This is a genomic window from Chryseomicrobium aureum, assembly GCF_043182735.1.
Lineage (GTDB): Bacteria > Bacillota > Bacilli > Bacillales_A > Planococcaceae > Chryseomicrobium > Chryseomicrobium aureum.
Genome location: NZ_CP171117.1, coordinates 744,264 through 761,842 on the forward strand (window position 1 = coordinate 744,264; position 17,579 = coordinate 761,842).

General features: G+C 42.0%; 18 protein-coding genes and 1 riboswitch. Of the genes, 11 read left to right on the forward strand and 7 right to left on the reverse strand.

The window, feature by feature from the left end:
- Positions 1-392 precede the first annotated feature (392 nt).
- Both ACF3OH_RS04035 and serA read left to right on the forward strand, forming a co-directional pair.
- A complete protein-coding gene (locus ACF3OH_RS04035) occupies positions 393-1,553 on the forward strand; it encodes a pyridoxal-phosphate-dependent aminotransferase family protein (RefSeq protein WP_392455914.1) in 1,161 nt (386 codons plus the stop codon).
- Positions 1,546-3,129, forward strand: a complete 1,584-nt coding sequence (gene serA / locus ACF3OH_RS04040; protein WP_392455915.1) for a phosphoglycerate dehydrogenase — start codon at positions 1,546-1,548, stop codon at positions 3,127-3,129. The genes ACF3OH_RS04035 and serA overlap by 8 nt, the downstream gene beginning before the upstream one ends.
- Positions 3,130-3,384: 255 nt before the next feature.
- On the opposite strand, the gene ACF3OH_RS04045 is transcribed toward serA, so the two are convergent.
- On the reverse strand, positions 3,385-4,170 hold the full coding sequence (locus ACF3OH_RS04045) for an HAD family hydrolase (protein WP_392455917.1): 786 nt from the start codon (positions 4,168-4,170) through the stop codon (positions 3,385-3,387).
- 86 nt (positions 4,171-4,256) lie between these two features.
- Between ACF3OH_RS04045 and ACF3OH_RS04050 the strand changes: the two genes are divergently transcribed.
- The 5 genes from ACF3OH_RS04050 to ACF3OH_RS04070 all read left to right on the forward strand — a co-directional run bounded on the left by ACF3OH_RS04050 (position 4,257) and on the right by ACF3OH_RS04070 (position 8,158).
- Positions 4,257-4,418, forward strand: coding sequence for a Fur-regulated basic protein FbpA (locus ACF3OH_RS04050; RefSeq protein ID WP_392455919.1), 162 nt, complete (start codon positions 4,257-4,259; stop codon positions 4,416-4,418).
- 77 nt (positions 4,419-4,495) lie between these two features.
- Positions 4,496-5,650: a DEAD/DEAH box helicase gene (locus ACF3OH_RS04055; RefSeq protein ID WP_392455920.1), complete on the forward strand. Its 1,155-nt coding sequence runs from the start codon at positions 4,496-4,498 to the stop codon at positions 5,648-5,650.
- Entirely contained in the window at positions 5,647-6,873 is a 1,227-nt protein-coding gene (locus ACF3OH_RS04060; RefSeq protein ID WP_392455921.1) for an aminopeptidase, read from the forward strand. Before ACF3OH_RS04055 ends, ACF3OH_RS04060 begins: the two co-directional genes overlap by 4 nt.
- 18 nt (positions 6,874-6,891) lie before the next feature.
- Positions 6,892-7,767, forward strand: a complete 876-nt coding sequence (locus tag ACF3OH_RS04065; RefSeq protein WP_392455923.1) for an SGNH/GDSL hydrolase family protein — start codon at positions 6,892-6,894, stop codon at positions 7,765-7,767.
- A gap of 55 nt (positions 7,768-7,822) precedes the next feature.
- A complete protein-coding gene (locus ACF3OH_RS04070; protein WP_204591260.1) occupies positions 7,823-8,158 on the forward strand; it encodes a hypothetical protein in 336 nt (111 codons plus the stop codon).
- On the opposite strand, the gene ACF3OH_RS04075 is transcribed toward ACF3OH_RS04070, so the two are convergent.
- Complete coding sequence (locus ACF3OH_RS04075; RefSeq protein WP_204591262.1) at positions 8,155-9,234, reverse strand: M20 family metallopeptidase; 1,080 nt, start codon at positions 9,232-9,234, stop codon at positions 8,155-8,157. The two genes, ACF3OH_RS04070 and ACF3OH_RS04075, sit on opposite strands and share 4 nt — an antisense overlap.
- Positions 9,235-9,302: 68 nt before the next feature.
- Positions 9,303-9,393: riboswitch (TPP riboswitch) on the forward strand.
- 86 nt (positions 9,394-9,479) lie between these two features.
- Between ACF3OH_RS04075 and thiT the strand changes: the two genes are divergently transcribed.
- Positions 9,480-10,061 carry an energy-coupled thiamine transporter ThiT gene (thiT, locus tag ACF3OH_RS04080; protein ID WP_392455924.1) on the forward strand — a complete coding sequence of 194 codons (582 nt, stop codon included), beginning with the start codon at positions 9,480-9,482 and terminating at the stop codon, positions 10,059-10,061.
- 46 nt (positions 10,062-10,107) lie between these two features.
- Complete coding sequence (gene map, locus ACF3OH_RS04085; protein WP_392455925.1) at positions 10,108-10,857, forward strand: type I methionyl aminopeptidase; 750 nt, start codon at positions 10,108-10,110, stop codon at positions 10,855-10,857.
- Between the two features lie 53 nt (positions 10,858-10,910).
- On the opposite strand, the gene ACF3OH_RS04090 is transcribed toward map, so the two are convergent.
- The gene (locus tag ACF3OH_RS04090; RefSeq protein WP_239584965.1) at positions 10,911-11,621 is read right to left on the reverse strand and encodes a TspO/MBR family protein; all 711 of its coding nucleotides are present in this window, start codon (positions 11,619-11,621) and stop codon (positions 10,911-10,913) included.
- Between the two features lie 170 nt (positions 11,622-11,791).
- Here ACF3OH_RS04090 and ACF3OH_RS04095 point away from each other — a divergent pair, with 170 nt between their 5' ends.
- Together ACF3OH_RS04095 and ACF3OH_RS04100 are read left to right on the forward strand one after the other, a co-directional pair.
- Positions 11,792-13,582, forward strand: coding sequence for a M3 family oligoendopeptidase (locus tag ACF3OH_RS04095; protein ID WP_392455927.1), 1,791 nt, complete (start codon positions 11,792-11,794; stop codon positions 13,580-13,582).
- A gap of 14 nt (positions 13,583-13,596) precedes the next feature.
- Positions 13,597-14,181 carry a GNAT family N-acetyltransferase gene (locus ACF3OH_RS04100; RefSeq protein ID WP_204591269.1) on the forward strand — a complete coding sequence of 195 codons (585 nt, stop codon included), beginning with the start codon at positions 13,597-13,599 and terminating at the stop codon, positions 14,179-14,181.
- Positions 14,182-14,194: 13 nt separating this feature from the next.
- Here ACF3OH_RS04100 and ACF3OH_RS04105 read toward each other — a convergent pair whose 3' ends face one another.
- The 4 genes from ACF3OH_RS04105 to ACF3OH_RS04120 all read right to left on the reverse strand — a co-directional run bounded on the left by ACF3OH_RS04105 (position 14,195) and on the right by ACF3OH_RS04120 (position 17,509).
- Positions 14,195-14,758 (reverse strand): beta-class carbonic anhydrase, encoded by a 564-nt coding sequence (locus tag ACF3OH_RS04105; protein ID WP_392455929.1) that lies wholly within the window; start codon positions 14,756-14,758, stop codon positions 14,195-14,197.
- A gap of 57 nt (positions 14,759-14,815) precedes the next feature.
- Complete coding sequence (gene mreBH / locus ACF3OH_RS04110; RefSeq protein WP_392455931.1) at positions 14,816-15,823, reverse strand: rod-share determining protein MreBH; 1,008 nt, start codon at positions 15,821-15,823, stop codon at positions 14,816-14,818.
- Between the two features lie 239 nt (positions 15,824-16,062).
- A complete protein-coding gene (locus tag ACF3OH_RS04115; RefSeq protein WP_204591273.1) occupies positions 16,063-16,200 on the reverse strand; it encodes a hypothetical protein in 138 nt (45 codons plus the stop codon).
- A 79-nt stretch (positions 16,201-16,279) separates the two neighbouring features.
- Positions 16,280-17,509 carry an aminopeptidase gene (locus tag ACF3OH_RS04120; protein WP_239584966.1) on the reverse strand — a complete coding sequence of 410 codons (1,230 nt, stop codon included), beginning with the start codon at positions 17,507-17,509 and terminating at the stop codon, positions 16,280-16,282.
- Between the last annotated feature and the right edge of the window lie 70 nt (positions 17,510-17,579).

A 17,579-nucleotide genomic window follows, 5' to 3' on the forward strand; every position in this document is an offset into this window, starting at 1 on the left:
AATCACTAAAATTAGAAGTCAATAAAATTATTTTTCATGATAGCGTTTACAAGTAGCCTGAATGTATTGACAATAAAAAAATCGTTGATAGACTTAGGATAACTTCAGATACAGCCAACTATTTTGATGGAGCCATGTTGATTAAGTAGCGTGCCGCAGAGAGCTGGTGGTCGGTGAAAACCAGCCCGCACTTTTTCAATTCCACTCCTAAATAGGCAGACGGAAATGTCTGTCCGATTAGAAGTCGTTACCTTCTTTCATTAAGATACTGAGAGTAGTCAGTAAATGAGGGTGGTACCGCGTGAGCAAAGCTCTTCGCCCCTTGTCAGAGGACAAGGTGTGAAGAGCTTTTTTCAATTGTCTGAAGGAAATTTATTTGAGGAGATGAGCAGATGGAAACGAATCAACTGATTTTACGCATTCCAGGTCCTACACCAATTCCGCCAAGTGTTCAACGAGCAATGCAGCAACCAATGATTGGGCATCGGGACCCTGAGACGGCAGAACTTTTAGCCTCCGTTCAACCTGGCTTGCAAACTATCTTTGGAACAGTACAACATGTCTCAGTGGTGGCAGGAAGCGGGACGTCGGGTCTTGAAGCTGCAGTTGTTAATATAGTCGCACCTGGTGAGAAAGTTATCGTATGTGTGACCGGTGCATTTGGAGAGCGCTTCGTTTCAATCTGTAAAAGTTATCAAATCGAAACAATCGTACTAGAGGAACAGTGGGGGAAAGCTGTTGATCTTAACAAACTAGAAGTAACTTTATCCGAGCATCCCGATTGTGCAGCAGTTTTTGTAACGTATTGTGAGACCTCGACTTCAGTTTTAAATCCGATTGCTAAAATTTCCAAACTCGTTCACGAAAAGTCTGACGCACTCGTTATTGTCGATGGCGTTTCTTGTATAGGAGGGGCAGAACTAAAAATGGATGAGTGGCAGCTAGATGTCGTTGTGACAGGTTCTCAAAAAGCATTTATGTTGCCAGGGGGACTTATGTTTGTAGCATCTAGCGAAATTGCTAGACAAAAGATGAAAGGCAATCCACGTCCTCGTTTTTATCTAGACTTATTGAAATATGAGAAAGCAACGCGTGAATTCTCTACACCATTCACCCCAGCTACGTCTCTTTTATATGGATTACAGGAAGTTATTCGACTGGTTGAACAAGAATCGATGGAAGGAGTCGTCAACCGACACCTCCAATTACGCGACATGACACGTGCAGCTTTAGTATCAATGAATCTAGAGCTATTGGCAGAAGACGACTTTGCTTCTCCGACCGTAACGGCATTTAGCGTTCCAGGAATCGAGGGGAAGCTCATCCGAAAACAACTCACTCAACGATTTGGTATTCGGATTGCTGGCGGGCAAGGACATCAAAAAGAAACTGTACTTCGCATTGGGCACATGGGCTACTGCTCAACTGCAGATATTTTATTGGTCATCAGTGCGTTAGAAGTAGTTCTTAGAGACCTAGGCCATGCATTTCCGGCTGGACACGGAACTGTTGCAGCACAAAACACACTTATAGGAGGACATGTTCATGTTTAAAGTATTGATCTGTGATCCACTTTCTGAAGAAGGGCTGAAACCTCTTCGTGAGAACCCGACAAGCCAGGTTGACGTATTGACGAACCTCTCAAAAGAAGAACTTCTTGATAAAGTGGGAAACTATGACGCACTTTTAGTCCGAAGCCAAACGACTATTGATGCAGCTGTCATTCATGCGGCGACCCGCTTGAAAATTATTGGAAGAGCAGGAGTGGGTGTCGACAACATTGACTTACAAGCAGCTACAGAACAAGGAATCTTGGTCGTCAATGCACCTGACGGGAACACAAATTCGGCTGCTGAACACTCCATCGCAATGTTGATGGCACTTGCACGAAACATTCCACAAGCGTTTCATGCACTGAAAAACAAACAGTGGGACCGAAAGTCATTCATTGGAGTGGAGTTAAAAGGCAAGACTCTCGGCGTCATCGGACTAGGTCGTATTGGAGCGGAAGTAGCCCAACGTGCAAAAGGTCAGCGTATGAAAGTAGTTGCTTACGATCCCTTTTTAACTTTAGAAAAAGCGGAAAAGTTAGGCGTCACGATGGGAACGGTAGATGAAGTCATTCAAGTCGCCGACTTTATCACAGTCCATACACCTTTAGTGAAAGAGACAAAACATTTACTGAACCGGGCTGCGTTTGAAAAAATGAAGCCAGGTGTACAACTGATCAACTGTGCTCGTGGGGGAATTATTGATGAGGACGCTCTATATGACGCCATCCAGAGTGGTAAAGTGGCAGGTGTGGCTCTTGACGTTTTTGAAGTGGAGCCGTTTGTTGATCATAAACTGTTGACCCTTCCGCAAGTTATTGCGACACCTCACCTCGGTGCCAGCACAGTTGAAGCGCAAGAAGTTGTTGCTGTCGATGTGTGTGATGACGTTGTGCGCTATTTCAATGGGCAAGCGGTAAAGAATCCTGTGAACTTGTCTGCTGTTCCGAAAGATGTATTGAAGAAAGTGGAGCCCTATTTACAGCTAGGCGAAAAGCTCGGATCATTTGTTCAAGATTTAGCAAATGGACTGATCGAAGAGTTCCGAGTTGTTTATTCTGGGGAACTGCAAGATATTGATGTATCACCAATCACGCGCAATGTTTTAAAAGGATTTTTAAGAAGTCGTTTAGGGGAATCGGTCAATGAAGTCAATGCGAAACTGTTTGCCGATCGCTTAGGCATCACAGTCATCGAGCAAAAAACGTCTCAGACAAAAGGGTTCACAAGTTTAATTACGGTAGAAGTTCTAACGAAAGCGGAGATGCGTAAAGTATCCGGTACATTGTTAAATGGACTCGGCGCTCGAATAGTTCGCGTCGATGAGTTTATCGTCGATGTACCATTAGAAGCGCATCTCGTGTTCATTCGCCATAAAGATCAACCAGGCGCAATTGGTCGTGTGGGCATGTCTTTAGCCGAAGAGCGAATTAATATCGCAACGATGCAGGTGGGACGTGCTGAACGTGGCGGTGCAGCGATTATGATGCTAACCGTCGATAAACACGTAAAAGCAAAAAGTGTCGAGAAGTTAAAGACCCTTGCAGATATTGAGGACGTCATTGCAATCGAGCTTTAGAGAATTGTTCTAAGACGAAAATTAGTTTCCATAAAACGACTTCGGTAGAATAAATCCTGATTTGGGTAGAATAAATCCCGATTTGGGTAGAATAAATCTCATTTTCGGTAGATGAACGCCCGCTCAGTGACAAGAATAAGGAAAATAAAGTGCCTGTCACCATTTGGTAATGCATTCCATTTGGTGACAGGCACTTATTACTAAGGAGGCTCACGCCGCGCCATCGGAAAGCAGCCCGTAACAGAACTTAACGTACTAAAGTCTGTTCAACTTATCAAAAATATCTAAAACTCCAGAAAGCCTTGCAACTGTATAGGTCGGCTTTGGAGATTCTGGAATTTCTAATCCGTGATGATTAATCCATATTGATTCCATCCCTAAAGAAGCAGCTCCTAAAATATCCGTCTTTAAATTATCGCCCACCATAATCGCATCCTCTAACCCAACTTCGAAGCGAGATAAAAGCTCTTGAAACGGTGTCTGATCCGGCTTGCCGATCCCGACCTCTCCTGAAATGACAATATGCTCGAAATAAGGACTCAACTCTGGTGTCAATTCAAGCTTCGTCTCCTGAAGACTCGGTGCACCATTTGTCAAAAGGCCTAAGCGGTACTTCGAAGACAATTCTTCAAGAACTTCTAGCGTCTTATCATACAAATAAGGAGAAGCAAGTCGATAAGACTTAAATGTCTTAACCGCTTTCTGCGCAATCGCTTCATCGTGAATTCCTAAACGCTGGAATGCCTGATGCCATGCCTGAAATTGATAGTCCCCAATCAACTCCCCCATTACAGGGAAATCAAATGTCTCATCGGGAAATGTTCCCCATAATCCTTCAAAGGGATTGATGCCAATCTTTTGTGTGAAGTCATAAAAAGGATAAGTGGAATAGACACCAGGGGCAGTATCTAGAATTGCTTGAAGCAATTTTTCCGCATTCTCAGGAAACACATCAGAGCAGGTGTTTTGAAGCGCTTCTTCCACACTGCGTTTATCCCACAGCAAAGTATCATCTAGATCGAACAAAATAACTTTTTTCATAGAACCTCCCAGAATTCCTTTTTTTGTTTATTGTACCGCAAACAAGGGTACAGGTTAGTGCACTAATTATTAAAGGAGTGTTCCAAGTGAACAGCATCAAGAAAAACTCAATGACCGAACTGCGCCGGGACGAATTATTGCAGCGTTTAATTGATCAAGGGATTTACAAAGTCGATGGCCGTCAACTGTTCGAATTATCCTTTTATGAATTACTGAAACTTTATACTGCGAGCCAAGAAACGGCCTAGACAAAAGCCCATCTCCTAGAGGGCTTTTTTTTGTTGACCTATGGTAAACTAGAGGATAGAAAAGAAGAGGTGTTAGAATGACAATTCAACAATTAGATGCCATTTGGCAAACGAAATGGAAAAATGAAAATTTCTCACAAGAGATGCCCATACAGAGCAAATTAATTCCACTATTTTTAGCGGGAGAAGATATTGTAGCAGAATCCCCAACAGGTACAGGGAAGACGTTAGCATTTGTCCTACCCTTATTGCAACTAGTTGATGGGAAAAAACCACACATTCAAGCAGTTATTATGGTACCATCCCAAGAGCTTGGCATGCAGATTATTGACGTGTTGCGTAAGTGGACAGAAGGAACAGACGTGACAGTGGCTCAATTAATTGGCGGTGCAAACATGCAACGCCAAGTCGATAAGTTAAAGAAAAAGCCAACAATCGTTGTTGGAACACCTGGTCGATTGAATGAACTTGTAAAAAATCGAAAACTCAAAATGCATGAAGTTCGGCATTTGGTATTAGATGAGGCTGACCAACTACTCAGTCGCGAACATCGTAGCACAGTGCGTTCTATTATTGATGCTGCAGTTGAAAAACAAATTGTAATTCTCTCTGCGACGATCACAGATGAGATTGAACTTGTGGCAGAACGCGTTCTGAACAACCCACATACAATCAAAGTCGAGGCATCTGAACTTCCCGCAGTTGGAAAAGTGGAGCATCACTTTTTGAAAGTGGATCGACGTGACAAAACGGACCTTTTACGTAAATTTAGCCATCTTCCAAATATGAAGGGTCTTGCATTTATCAATAGCTTAGACCAGCTGATGATGAAAGAGGAGAAATTGTTGTTCCGCGATGCACCCATTGCTGCACTGCACGGCGCTATGAAAAAAGACGAACGCCGAAAAGCACTCGATGACTTGAAAAAAGGTATCGTGAATTTATTGATCACAACGGATGTAGCCGCACGAGGACTAGATATACAAGATGTCACACACGTCATTCATGTCGATGTTCCACAAACAATCGAACATTACCTGCACCGGTCAGGTCGAACAGGTCGCGCAGGGAAAGATGGGACAGTTGTCACATTCTTAGAATACAAAGACGAAAAATTCTACAAAAAGCTTTCGAAAGATTTCCCATCAAAGCCTACTCAAGTCGTTTGGGGAGCAGGTCGTTTAGAAATTGGAAACTCTAAGACAGTTGAGAAAGGAAAGAGCAAACGATGACTTTCCATGACAATCTTGCAGAATACGCAGATTTAATCGTTCAAGTGGGACTCAATGTCCAACCTGGCCAGTATGTTCAAATCCATACAACTCTTGATTCAGTTGAGTTTGCTCGACTTGTAGTCAAACAAGCCTATAAAGCCGGAGCTAGCCATGTTGATGTTCAATTTAGTGATAACACCATCACGCGCGCATTCTACGAGCAAGCACCAGATGCTTCGTTCGACGATGTTCCAAAGTGGGTAGCAGCTCAGCGTGATGAGTTGATTGATCGAAAAGGAGCCTTGCTGTGGATTGACGCAGAGGATCCAGATTTACTTGAAGGGATTCCCGCAACAAAAATCAGCCGGTATCAAAAAGCGTCGTCAGCTCTTTTGAAGCGCTACCGAAAAGCTGTTATGAACGATGAAATTACATGGAGTATTGCAGCAGTACCTTCTGGGAAATGGGCGAATAAAGTGTATCCAGAGGTCTCCGAACAAGAGGCGATTGAAGCGTTATGGAATAAGATTTTTGAAGTGGTACGTGTGGGGCAAGGGACTGCAGTCGAACAATGGAAAGCACATATTGAACAACTCAATGACCGAGCTGCTTATTTAAATAGTCGCAACTACACAGCGCTTCATTATCAAGCAACGGACACAGATATCGTTGTAGGGTTACCGAAAGACCATATTTGGATGAGTGGAAGCAGTGTCAATAGTGACGGTGTTGCATTCATTGCGAACATGCCGACAGAAGAAGTTTACACATTACCAGACCGCATGCGTGTGGATGGCTACGTGACGAACTCGAAGCCATTTATCTACCAAGGAAATCGCATCGATGGATTTAAACTGACGTTTAAAGATGGAAAGGTAATAGAGTCTACTGCGCAACAAGGTGGAGAGTTATTGAATGAGTTACTAACAACAGATGAAAATGCTGCTTACCTAGGGGAAGTGGCCCTCGTCCCATTTGACTCACCAATTTCTAATAGCAATACGATTTTCTACAATACTTTGTTTGATGAAAATGCATCCAATCATTTTGCATTAGGTGAAGCTTATCCAACAACCATTCAAGGTGGGAAAGGCTTAACGGAAGAGCAATTACTTGAAAAAGGTGCGAATGTGTCTATCGTCCATGAAGATTTTATGATTGGTACAAGCGACATGACGATTGATGGAATTTTAGAAGATGGTAGTCGTGAACCAATTTTCCGCAATGGGAATTGGGCGTAAGTGAAGGGAGAAACGCATATGAAGAAATGGATAGTTTCTATTGTCTCAGTGCTTGTTCTATCTGTATCACTTCCGGCATTTGCAAGTGCTCAAACAATCTATGTAGCACTTGGTGATTCAATAGCAGCAGGTCAAACGCCAAATCGAGAAATAGATCAAGGATATACGGATCTTATTGCTGCAGAGTTAGCGCGCAATGGGCAGTTGCTGGCATTTTCAAAAGACCTAGCATTTCCAGGATTCACGACTGAACAAGTGCGTGAATCGATTCAATCTGATGAAGCGCAGGAGTTATTAGCTTCCGCTACACTCATTACGATTTCAGCAGGTGCGAATGATTTACTACGAATCGTGACCGCAAATCCAGAACTAGGCACCCTTTCTTACCAACAGCAACAAGCGAATTTTGCGCTCAATCAAGCACGCAAGTCACTCGAAGGACTGCTTCAAGACCTTGAAACTGTAGCACCGAACGCAGAAGTCTATGTAGTAGGGTATTATTTTGCGTATCCACATGTTGCGGAGTTTCAAAAGCAGGGAACAGCCAAAGAATTAAATCGACTCAACCAAATCTTAGAGCAAACCGCACAAGCAAACGGTGCAACATTCGTATCAGTGGAAGACCGAATGAATACTGACTTAAAGAGTTTCGTTCCAAACCCAGCGGATGTGCATCCAACGCAAGAAGGGTATCGTCAAATCGCAAACAGTTTTTTTGACACGGTCAATCCAAACTTGACTGTCTCACCATTTGAAATGCCGCAACCAAATCCTTTAAGTTTTGAGGAAATTCAAGCTGCTCAAGAACAACAATCCGAGGAAGAATCAGGAGACCAAGCTCGTGCACACACACCGCACGGCCTTGCACTTGCAGAGATCATCCCGTATATCTAATAAAAATTTTGATAGCAAATTTTCTAAGTTGAGGGGCGTGTAGGGGTTGACTCCAGTGGGATTAAAGTCGGAACGTGAGACCCCGCAGGAGCCTGCGACGAGGGAGGCTCACGCCGCGCCCTCGGAAAGCAGCCCCGGAACTCCACTCAACTCGCCTCAACTAAAAAAAGTACCCTCTCTTTTATTGTTAAAGAGAAGGTACTTTTTAAATGCTTTTTATAAAAATTACTACTTTTTAGTTGCCTTACGTGAATTTAAAAACTTTCTTACAATTGGGTACACTATAGGTGCCCACTTAATTGCTGATTTCAATAAATTAGACTTTCTCATTGTCATCTCTCCTAATGAATATCATGTTACTGATAAAATACCCCAGCATTACACTCATTAAACCTGTTCAGCCACGCCAGTATAGTAAGCGAATTCCATCAAGATATCTCGATAACGTTCCATAGAAGCAATGGAAACATACTCACCAGGACCGTGCCAATCGCCACCAGCAGGACCAAACTCAATAGCACCGGCACCAGTTACGGCGTAATGTCTTGTGTCAGCAGAACCATGTTGACCCATGATTTCTGTCTCATCCTTCATGATGTCTACTAACTGCATTACGCGAGGGTCTTCACGTTTAGTTGTGACAGCAGGCGAAATTCCTCTGCGTCGAATCTCTGCATTAGGAAAATGCTCTGTCAAAATAGCCGTTAATTGCTCTTCTACAAATTCGACAGTTTGTCCAGGAATAAAACGAATGTCATAACCAACTTCACACGTATCCGGAACCATATTAAATCGATCTCCCGCCTGAATTCGTGCTAAATTGATGGAAGAGTGCTCATAAAATTCCGAACTCTCCTTTGTCCATTCTTGCTCGAGAAGCAATTGGTGGAATCGGTGGGATTGTAAAATGGCATTATCTCCTTCCCAAGGACGAGAGCCGTGCGCCCCTTTGCCGTGGAATGTAATGAAAAATTGAGAAATACCTTTTGCCTGTAAGCCGATTTTTAAGAACGTCGGTTCACCACAGACCACAAAATCACCAGTGTAGCCTTGCTGCACGAGGTATTTTGATGTTTTCGAGCCACCCGTTTCTTCATCTGTCACTAAATGGAGCTGGACTTTTTTCGTTAAACGATCTGCGTGCTTTGAAATACCCACAAATGCAACCATCATGGCAGCACAGCCACCTTTCATATCTGCAGAGCCGCGTCCGAAAATCTTGTCGCCTTCTATATACGGTTCAAATTGTTCTTTTTTTCCTGGAACAATATCTAAATGTCCATTCCAAATAATCGTTTCATCGCCTTGTCCAAGCTCAGCAACCAACATTTTATAGCCTTCATTTTCTAAAATAGTCACTTCTACACCATGGTCTTCTAACCATTTTGCTGAAAACTCAAGAGCTCTATTTGCACCCTCTTGCGTATCACTTGGTATGCGAATTAAATCCTGGACTAAATCAATCATTTCAATCATCCTTTCAGGTCAGTTGATTAATTGTTCGTAATAAAGTAGAATGAGGGCAACTAAATAATTGTTACCACAAGGGGCGTCGCTTAGCGGCTGAGACAGTACCCTTCGAACCTGGAAGTTCATACTTGCGTAGGGATGTGGATAGAAACTGATGTTTATGACGTCTGGCTCTGTCCAGAGGTCATTTTTTTATTGTTTACCCATTCTTGCAGGTAAGGTAACAGGAAATGGAGAAATTCATGAGAAATCAAAAAATCATCATCATGATTGAAATTGCTTTATTGGCTGCACTTGGATTTGTTTTGGACAGAATTGGATTTGGAATGCCGCAAGGGGGAAGTGTTACATTTGTATTGGTCCCAATCATTTTGATTGCTTTCAGAAGAGGAGTTTTAGCGGGACTGATCACAGGTTTATTAATCGGGTTGTTGCAACTCGCAACTGGAAATGTCTATTTTGCGCCACTTAGTTTTGAAATCGTCATTATTCAAGTGTTTATGGATTACTTCTTGGCTTTCATGGTAGCAGGTTTCGCAGGCCTATTCCGACCCGCTTTTTTACGCGCGTATCAACAAAATAAGCAAAGTGGCATGGTCCGTGCAGTACTTCTTGGGTCCATTATTGCTGCCGTATTGCGGTATATTGTGCATGTGCTTAGCGGGATTTTCTTTTTTGGAGAGTTTGCTGGGGATCAAAATGTCGTCTTATATTCTTTAATCTATAATGCAACATACATGAGTGTTGTTCTCGTCTTTGCTGCTTTCATTTGTACAGTACTACTTGTAAAAGCACCGCGCCTTGTAATGCCTCAATCGGTATAAAATGTGCTATGATAGCAGGTAGTCAAAGAAGAAAGGGTTCGAACACATGATTATTCAAACACCACAAGAGTTAGAAGGATTGAAAAAGATAAGTCGCATTGTCGCAGAGATTCGTGACACGATGAAGGACGCTGCGAAACCAGGGATGACGACAAAAGAATTAGATGAGATCGGCGCAACACTTTTTGAAGAAAAAGGCGCTGTTTCAGCTCCAATTGCAGAGTACGATTTTCCAGGACATACATGCATTAGTGTCAATGAAGAGGTGGCGCATGGTATTCCGGGAAGTCGCATTTTACAAGAAGGTGACCTTGTGAACATAGATGTTTCTGGTAAGTGTGATGGATTTTATGCGGATACAGGAATTTCTTTTGTCCTTGGACAAGCCGATGAAGAAAAGCAAAAGTTAATCGATGTGGCACAACAAGCATTTGATCGTGCTATGTTGAAAGTGAAAGCTGGCGCAAAGTTGAACCAAATCGGTAAGGCTGTTGAACGTGAAGCAAAATCAAACGGTCTTACAGTCATTATGAACTTGACAGGTCACGGCGTAGGTCGCTCGTTGCACGAGGCGCCCCAACACATTTTGAACTATTATGATGCATGGGAGCCAACAATATTAAAAGAGGGAATGGTATTAGCAGTTGAACCATTTATCTCTCAAAAAGCAGAGTCCATCATGGAACTTGGAGACGGCTGGACATTTGTCACACCTGATCGTTCATTAGTAGCTCAAGTCGAGCATACGATTGTGGTAACAAAAGATGCGCCACTCATCTTGACAAAGCTTGATTGAAATTCATCCATCAAAAAACAGCATCCCTATGCGGGCATGCTGTTTTTTTGAGCTTAAGGCTTTCTAAACGGTTTATTCAGATAGAAAATTCCTGCCACTAAGACCGCACTTAAAAACAAAGCAGCAGCAGATACGAGCAACTCATCAAACCCTAATCTTACGGCGATGCCAATAAACGCCCAAATGAATACCAACTGCATAATTCGGTCATAGTAGTGATAGCGGAAATGCAGAGCTAATGCTGTGGCGAAAGTCAGCACAAATACTGTCCATAATTGGTCAGATAGTCCAAAACCGTTCCATTCATAGTACGTCAACACGTAAGAAATATTAGCTACAAGAGCTACATTCACCCATCCTAAATACACTGATATCGGACCACGCTCTTTCCAGTCAGATCCTTTTCTTGGATATGTCACGTATAACAGCGCCAATACAGTTACTAGACCTACCATCATGACAAGGGTCACTAAAAAGTATTCATAATGCCATGTCAAAATCCATGCACAATTAAATACACAACTAGCCAAGAACAGACCAGTCCGTTTCCAGCTAGGCTCAGTGCCTCTTTTTCGTAGTACGACTTGGTAACCAATCCAAATCACTAACAGAATGTAAATTACGCTCCAGATAGAAAATACATAACCTGCGGGTGTAAATAGGACCGGAAGTCGGTTTGAAATCTCACCAGTAGTTTGACCGTTGATTGGAAGGATATTCGCAAGCGCATTTATCGCAATTGTTGCAGCGAGACCGAGTCCCATTAAAATAAGCTTTAAAATAATAATCCCTCCTTTTTCTAGTTACTAGTATACAGGTGTTACTTGGAAATTAGAATTGAACCCTTTGTGAACAAGTAAGAATGATTGAAATGTTGAGAAAATTAAAGCCTTTCATGATATACTTAGGGAGACGAAATGAAAGGGGAATAACTATGACAGTAACTACATACCCACTTGTATGGGATCTTGACACATTTTTTCCAGGAGGATCAGATTCTCCACAATTAGCAAGCTATTTAGAGCAAGTTGAGGCTAAGATTGAAGCGTTTGAATCACAGCTCGCTAGTCTAGAAACTCCGCAATCGGCTTCTGAATCTAAAGCAATGCGTGATATCATCGAACAACTGAAAGATGTTGCAACAAACTTATCAGAAGCAGGAGCGACGATTGGTTGTTTCTTAGCCCAAGATACAACTGACAAAAAAGCAGCATTATTACAAGGGCAGGTTAGTAGCTTAGGTGCTCGTCTTGGCACAATCCTGATGACGATACAACAGAAGTGGTCTAAAACAGATGAATCGGTTTGGGCAGAACTTATAGCTTCTGAAGAATTAAACGAATTCGAATTTATTTTAAATGAATGGCGTGAAAAAGCGGCAAAAAAATTATCGCAAGAAGAAGAGGCACTGATCACTTCTTTAGGCGTCGATGGGTATCAAGGATGGGGTCAGCTTTATGATCTACTAATTGCTGACATGAAGGTTGCTGTCACAGTAGAAGGTGTTGAAAAGAAGCTTTCAATTGGGCAAGCAAGCAATCTATACTCTCATGAAAATCCAGAAGTTCGTAAAGCAGTAAAAGAAGCTTTAGAAAAAGCATTTGAAGAAAAAGAAGAATTCTTTGCTAAAACATTGAATCATTTAGCTGGTTACCGTCTAGCTGTTTACAAAAAACGCGGTTGGAATGATGTGCTAGATGAGCCGCTTTCAATCAATCGCATGAGTCAGGAAACGTTAGACGCAATGTGGGGCGCGATTACAGACGGAAAAGAACCTTTCGTAAAGTATTTAACGAAAAAAGCAAAACTTTTGGGTACTGAAAAAATCCATTGGCATGATATGGATGCGCCGATTGGTGAATCTGCAAAAACTATGGATTATCAACAAGGTGCTGAGTTCATTCTTAAGCATTTTAAACAATTTGGTCCTGAGCTTGAGTCATTTTCTCGCCATGCATTTGAAAATGGCTGGATTGAAGCAGAAGACCGTGACAACAAACGTCCGGGTGGTTTTTGTACAGGGATGCCTGTATCACAAGAGTCACGTATCTTTATGACATATAGCGGTTCGATGTCGAATGTATCGACACTTGCCCATGAACTCGGTCACGCTTTCCATTCGTATGCATTGCGACCAGTTCATTGGTTGAATCGTCAATACGCTATGGGTGTAGCAGAGACGGCATCCACGTTTGCTGAAATGATTGTTGCAGATGCGGCTGTTGCAGAAGCGACTTCAAAAGAAGAGAAAGCAGCTCTGCTTGAAGACAAAATTCAACGTAGTGTCGCATTCTTCATGAATATTCATTCGCGCTTCCTATTTGAAACACGTTTCTATGAAGAGCGTAAAAAAGGGATTGTAGCAAGTAGCCGTTTGAATGAACTGATGGCAGAAGCCCAACAAGAGGCTTATGCAGGGGCACTTGCAGATACGCACCCACACTTCTGGGCATCGAAGTTGCATTTTTACATTACAGGTGTACCATTCTACAACTTCCCGTATACGTTTGGATACTTATTCAGCCTTTCCATTTATGCAAAAGCAAAAGAAGAAGGTTCTTCATTTGAAGAAAAGTATATTGCTTTACTTCGTGATACAGCAATCATGTCGGTTGAAGATTTAGCGAAAAAGCATTTAAATGAAGATATCACGAAAAAAGACTTCTGGGCAAAAGGCATCGCTCTTTGTCACGCAGATGTTGAGGAATTCTTAAGCCTCGTGTAACAGGAGGAATGTAGATGATTCGATTAGATGGACAGCGCTGTATCTGTAAGACGTTTCAATTAAGTGATGCAGCAATTCTCGCTCAGCTTGTTCGAGACAACAAAGACTACTGGGGCCGATTTGAACCTGTCCATAGAGACTCGTATTATACAGCCATCATTCAACGGGAAAAGATACGAGAAACCCTAAAGTTAATGAAGGAGCAACGCGAATACAGCTTTGGCATTTACACGAAAGACACCTTCAAGCTTGTGGGGACCATTTCTTTGTATAGTATCAAAAGAATGCCTTTTCTAAGCGGAATGATTGGCTATGCGATTGATCAACAAGAGATTGGTAAAGGCTATGCTCAAGAAGCCATTCAATTGGTCTCAGAGTTTGCGTTTAGTCAGGTTCAGCTAAACCGAGTCGAAGCATATGTATCTCCATACAATGAGCCGTCTGTCCATTTGTTAAAGAAAACGGGCTTTTATGAAGAGGGATATCTCAATCAACTGCTCTATATCAACGGCAATTGGATGGATCATTTATTATTTGCTCAGACGAAAACAGATTTTCAAGCACGACACTATGCAAAACAAAAAGACTCGTCCACGTGACGAGTCTTTTTGATTAGTCTTTTGTTCCGTCATGGACAAGGTCTAATTTGCCTGTCGCAGGATCAATAATCAAGCCATGGACTTTGATTGTTGGTATTAAAAGTGGATGGTTTTTAATCATATCCACACTGTGTTGCACACTATCCGCAACATTGTCGAAGCCTTCTAACCATTCATGTACATTGACACCAGCATTGGTTAAAATATCGACTGTAGAGGCATCTACACCACGACCTATCATTGAATCAATCATTGCATTCGGATCTACAGAAGTCATCCCGCAATCATGGTGACCAATTACAAAGATTTCCTCTGCTTGAAGGGCATACACAGCTACTAATAAACTACGCATAATACCGCCGAATGGGTGATTGATGATAGCACCTGCACTTTTAACAATTTTCACGTCTCCATTTTGGATATTCAGTGATTTTGGTAAAAGCTCAACTAAGCGAGTATCCATACAGGAAAGAATCACCATTTTTTTGTTCGGGAATTTCGTTGTTGCATAAGGTTCATACTCTTTGTTGCGAACGAAGCTTTCATTATAAGCTAAAATTTCGTGTAAATTAGACATAAAAAAACACTCCCTTCTTCATCATTAGTATACTAGAAGAAAGGAGTGTTTGGCGAATTATTTTGCAGCTTTTACGCGCTTAAATTTAGGCATAACCGTTTTACCTGTACCAATGACAACTGCATGTAAAGGCTCTGGTGCCAAATTCACAGGCACATCGATAACAGTACTCAACCACTCACTGATGTCTTTTAATAGTGCGCCTCCACCTGTCAAGACGACACCGTGATCTACGATATCACCTGAGAGTTCAGGAGGACATACTTCTAATGTAGCACGGATTGCTTCAAGGATAGTCTCCAGAGATTCCCGCAACACTTCTTGGATTTCATCAGAAGACAAAGTGACGGATTTAGGAAGGCCTGTAACGACATCACGACCTGTAACAGTTATTTGCTCTACTTCATGAGGCACGAGTGCATGGCCAATCTCATGTTTAATTTCTTCTGCAGTTGGTTCACCGATTAAGATGTTGTACTGTTTGCGTACGTACATGATAATGGCTTCATTCATACTGTCTCCCGCAGCTTTTGTAGTATTGGATGCAACCACTCCACCAAATGAGATGATGCCAACTTCTGTTGTTCCACCACCGATATCCACGATCATACTTGCGACAGGTTCGTGAACTGGAAGGTCGGATCCAATTGCAGCGGCAACAGGCTCTTCTACTAAATATACTTCTTTGGCACCGCTTTGACGCGCTGCATCTTCAATTGCACGACGTTCAACTGAAGTAGCTCCAGATGGAGTGCAGATTGCAACGGTAGGTTTTCGTAAAGCGGTTCCGAGTTTCTTACTCGCTTGCTCCATAATGAGTTTCAATAATTGAGTCGTTCGTTCAAAATCAGCAATCACACCTTCACGTAAAGGACGAATAATTTCAATAGACTTGGGTGTTTTACCAATCATTTTTTTGGCTTGTTCTCCAAACGCAACTATCGAACCCGTGTTTTTATCTATCGCTACTACTGTAGGCTCATTTAATATAATACCTTTTGTATTTGAATAAACTAACGTATTGGCAGTACCTAGATCAATACCAATTTGAATGTTTTGGAACATAGTGACATCCTCCTCTTTCTAAGACGTTCCTATTATATAAGAAGGGGAGGGTTAGTTCACTTGTCAAATAATGGAGTGTTTCAATGGTTGCGTGAAAAAAGAGGAGAAAAGACATACCTAGAGCTTAAAATGTAAGGCATTAGGAGTGGAAATTCATAGTTCCGTAAATGTTTTGTTACGCAACTGTAAATGAAAAGTAAGTTCATGACATGAAAAAAAGAGCTGAAAAATCAGCTCTTTTAGTAATGCTCTGGACGTGGATCGATTTTCTCTGCATCGTGCGAATCCATTGCTGTATTAAAGTAATACATCATTACAGAACCCGCGATACCCATGACAGTTAGAAAACCAAAAACCGTTGCTAAAAATAGACCCATGGTTTTTCACCTCTTCTGAGATTCTACATGTAGTATACATGATTTTAGATCAAAAAGGTAGGTCACAAATGTGAATAGATTAAAATGCCCAATTTCCTTTACGGAAAATCGCTTCTTTTGTTCCGTCTTCAAGGATGCCATCAATCGCCATTTCGTCTGAACCGATCATAAAGTCAACATGTGTAATACTCTCATTTAGACCGTGCTCTGCCAATTCTTCTTGCGACATAGTTTTTCCGCCTTCTAAACAGAAAGCATACGCTGAACCGATTGCTAAATGGTTCGATGCATTTTCATCAAACAATGTGTTGTAGAAGAGAATGTTCGAGTTTGAAATCGGTGAATCGTGTGGGACTAGTGCGACTTCACCTAGGCGATGAGAGCCTTCGTCAGTTTCAACTAGTTTTTTCAGTACCTCTTCTCCTTCTTTTGCCTCTACTTGCGTAATACGGCCATTTTCAAATGTCAGCTTGAAGTCATCTATAATATTTCCACCATAGCTGAGTGGTTTCGTACTCGACACATAGCCATTCACACCGTCTTTATGTGGCACAGTAAAAACTTCTTCTGTAGGCATATTAGCCATAAAGCTTTCGCCTTTTTCATTTGTGCTACTTGCTCCTGCCCATAAGTGACCAGTAGGTAGATCAATTGTTAAATCCGTTCCTGGTGCAGTGTAATGAAGCGATTTATACTTCTTATTGTTCAGATAGTCGACTTTTTCATGAAGCGTCTTATCATGATCTGCCCATGCTTGAACCGGGTCTGCTTGATCTGCACGTACGGCTTTAAATATGGCTTCCCATAATAAATCCACTTGCTTTTCTGAAGGTGCATCTGGGAATACTTTAGCTGCCCAGCCTTGTGATGGAGCAGCAATCACTGTCCAGCTGATTTTATCAGATTGGACATACTGACGATAGTTTGAAAGGGCCTTACCAGCTGTCTTTTGGAAAGTCGCGATCTTTGTTGAGTCAATTCCTTTTAATAAATCGGGACTTTGCGAAACGATGTTCATGAATGCAGCGCCTTTTTCTGCGAGTTGTTCACGCTCCATAACTTTCCACTCAGGGAAGAAGTCGAAAGAGTCTGCTGGAGCATGTTCGTAGCGTATACGTGCCAATTGATCATCAGAAAGGTCAACAAAGACTTGTTTTGCCCCTACTTCGTAAGCCTTTTTTGTTACAGCACGCGTGAACTCCAGCGTATCTGTAGAAGCTGCAATGTAAAGATATTGACCAGGTTGAATATTCACACCGATCTCAACAGCGAGTGCTGCATAATTTTCAAGTAATTTATCAAATGACATGATGTTCCTCCTTAAATTCAAGACTAGTTTAAGAATAGCAGGTTAAAGGGAGGCAGTGCAACGGTCTAGA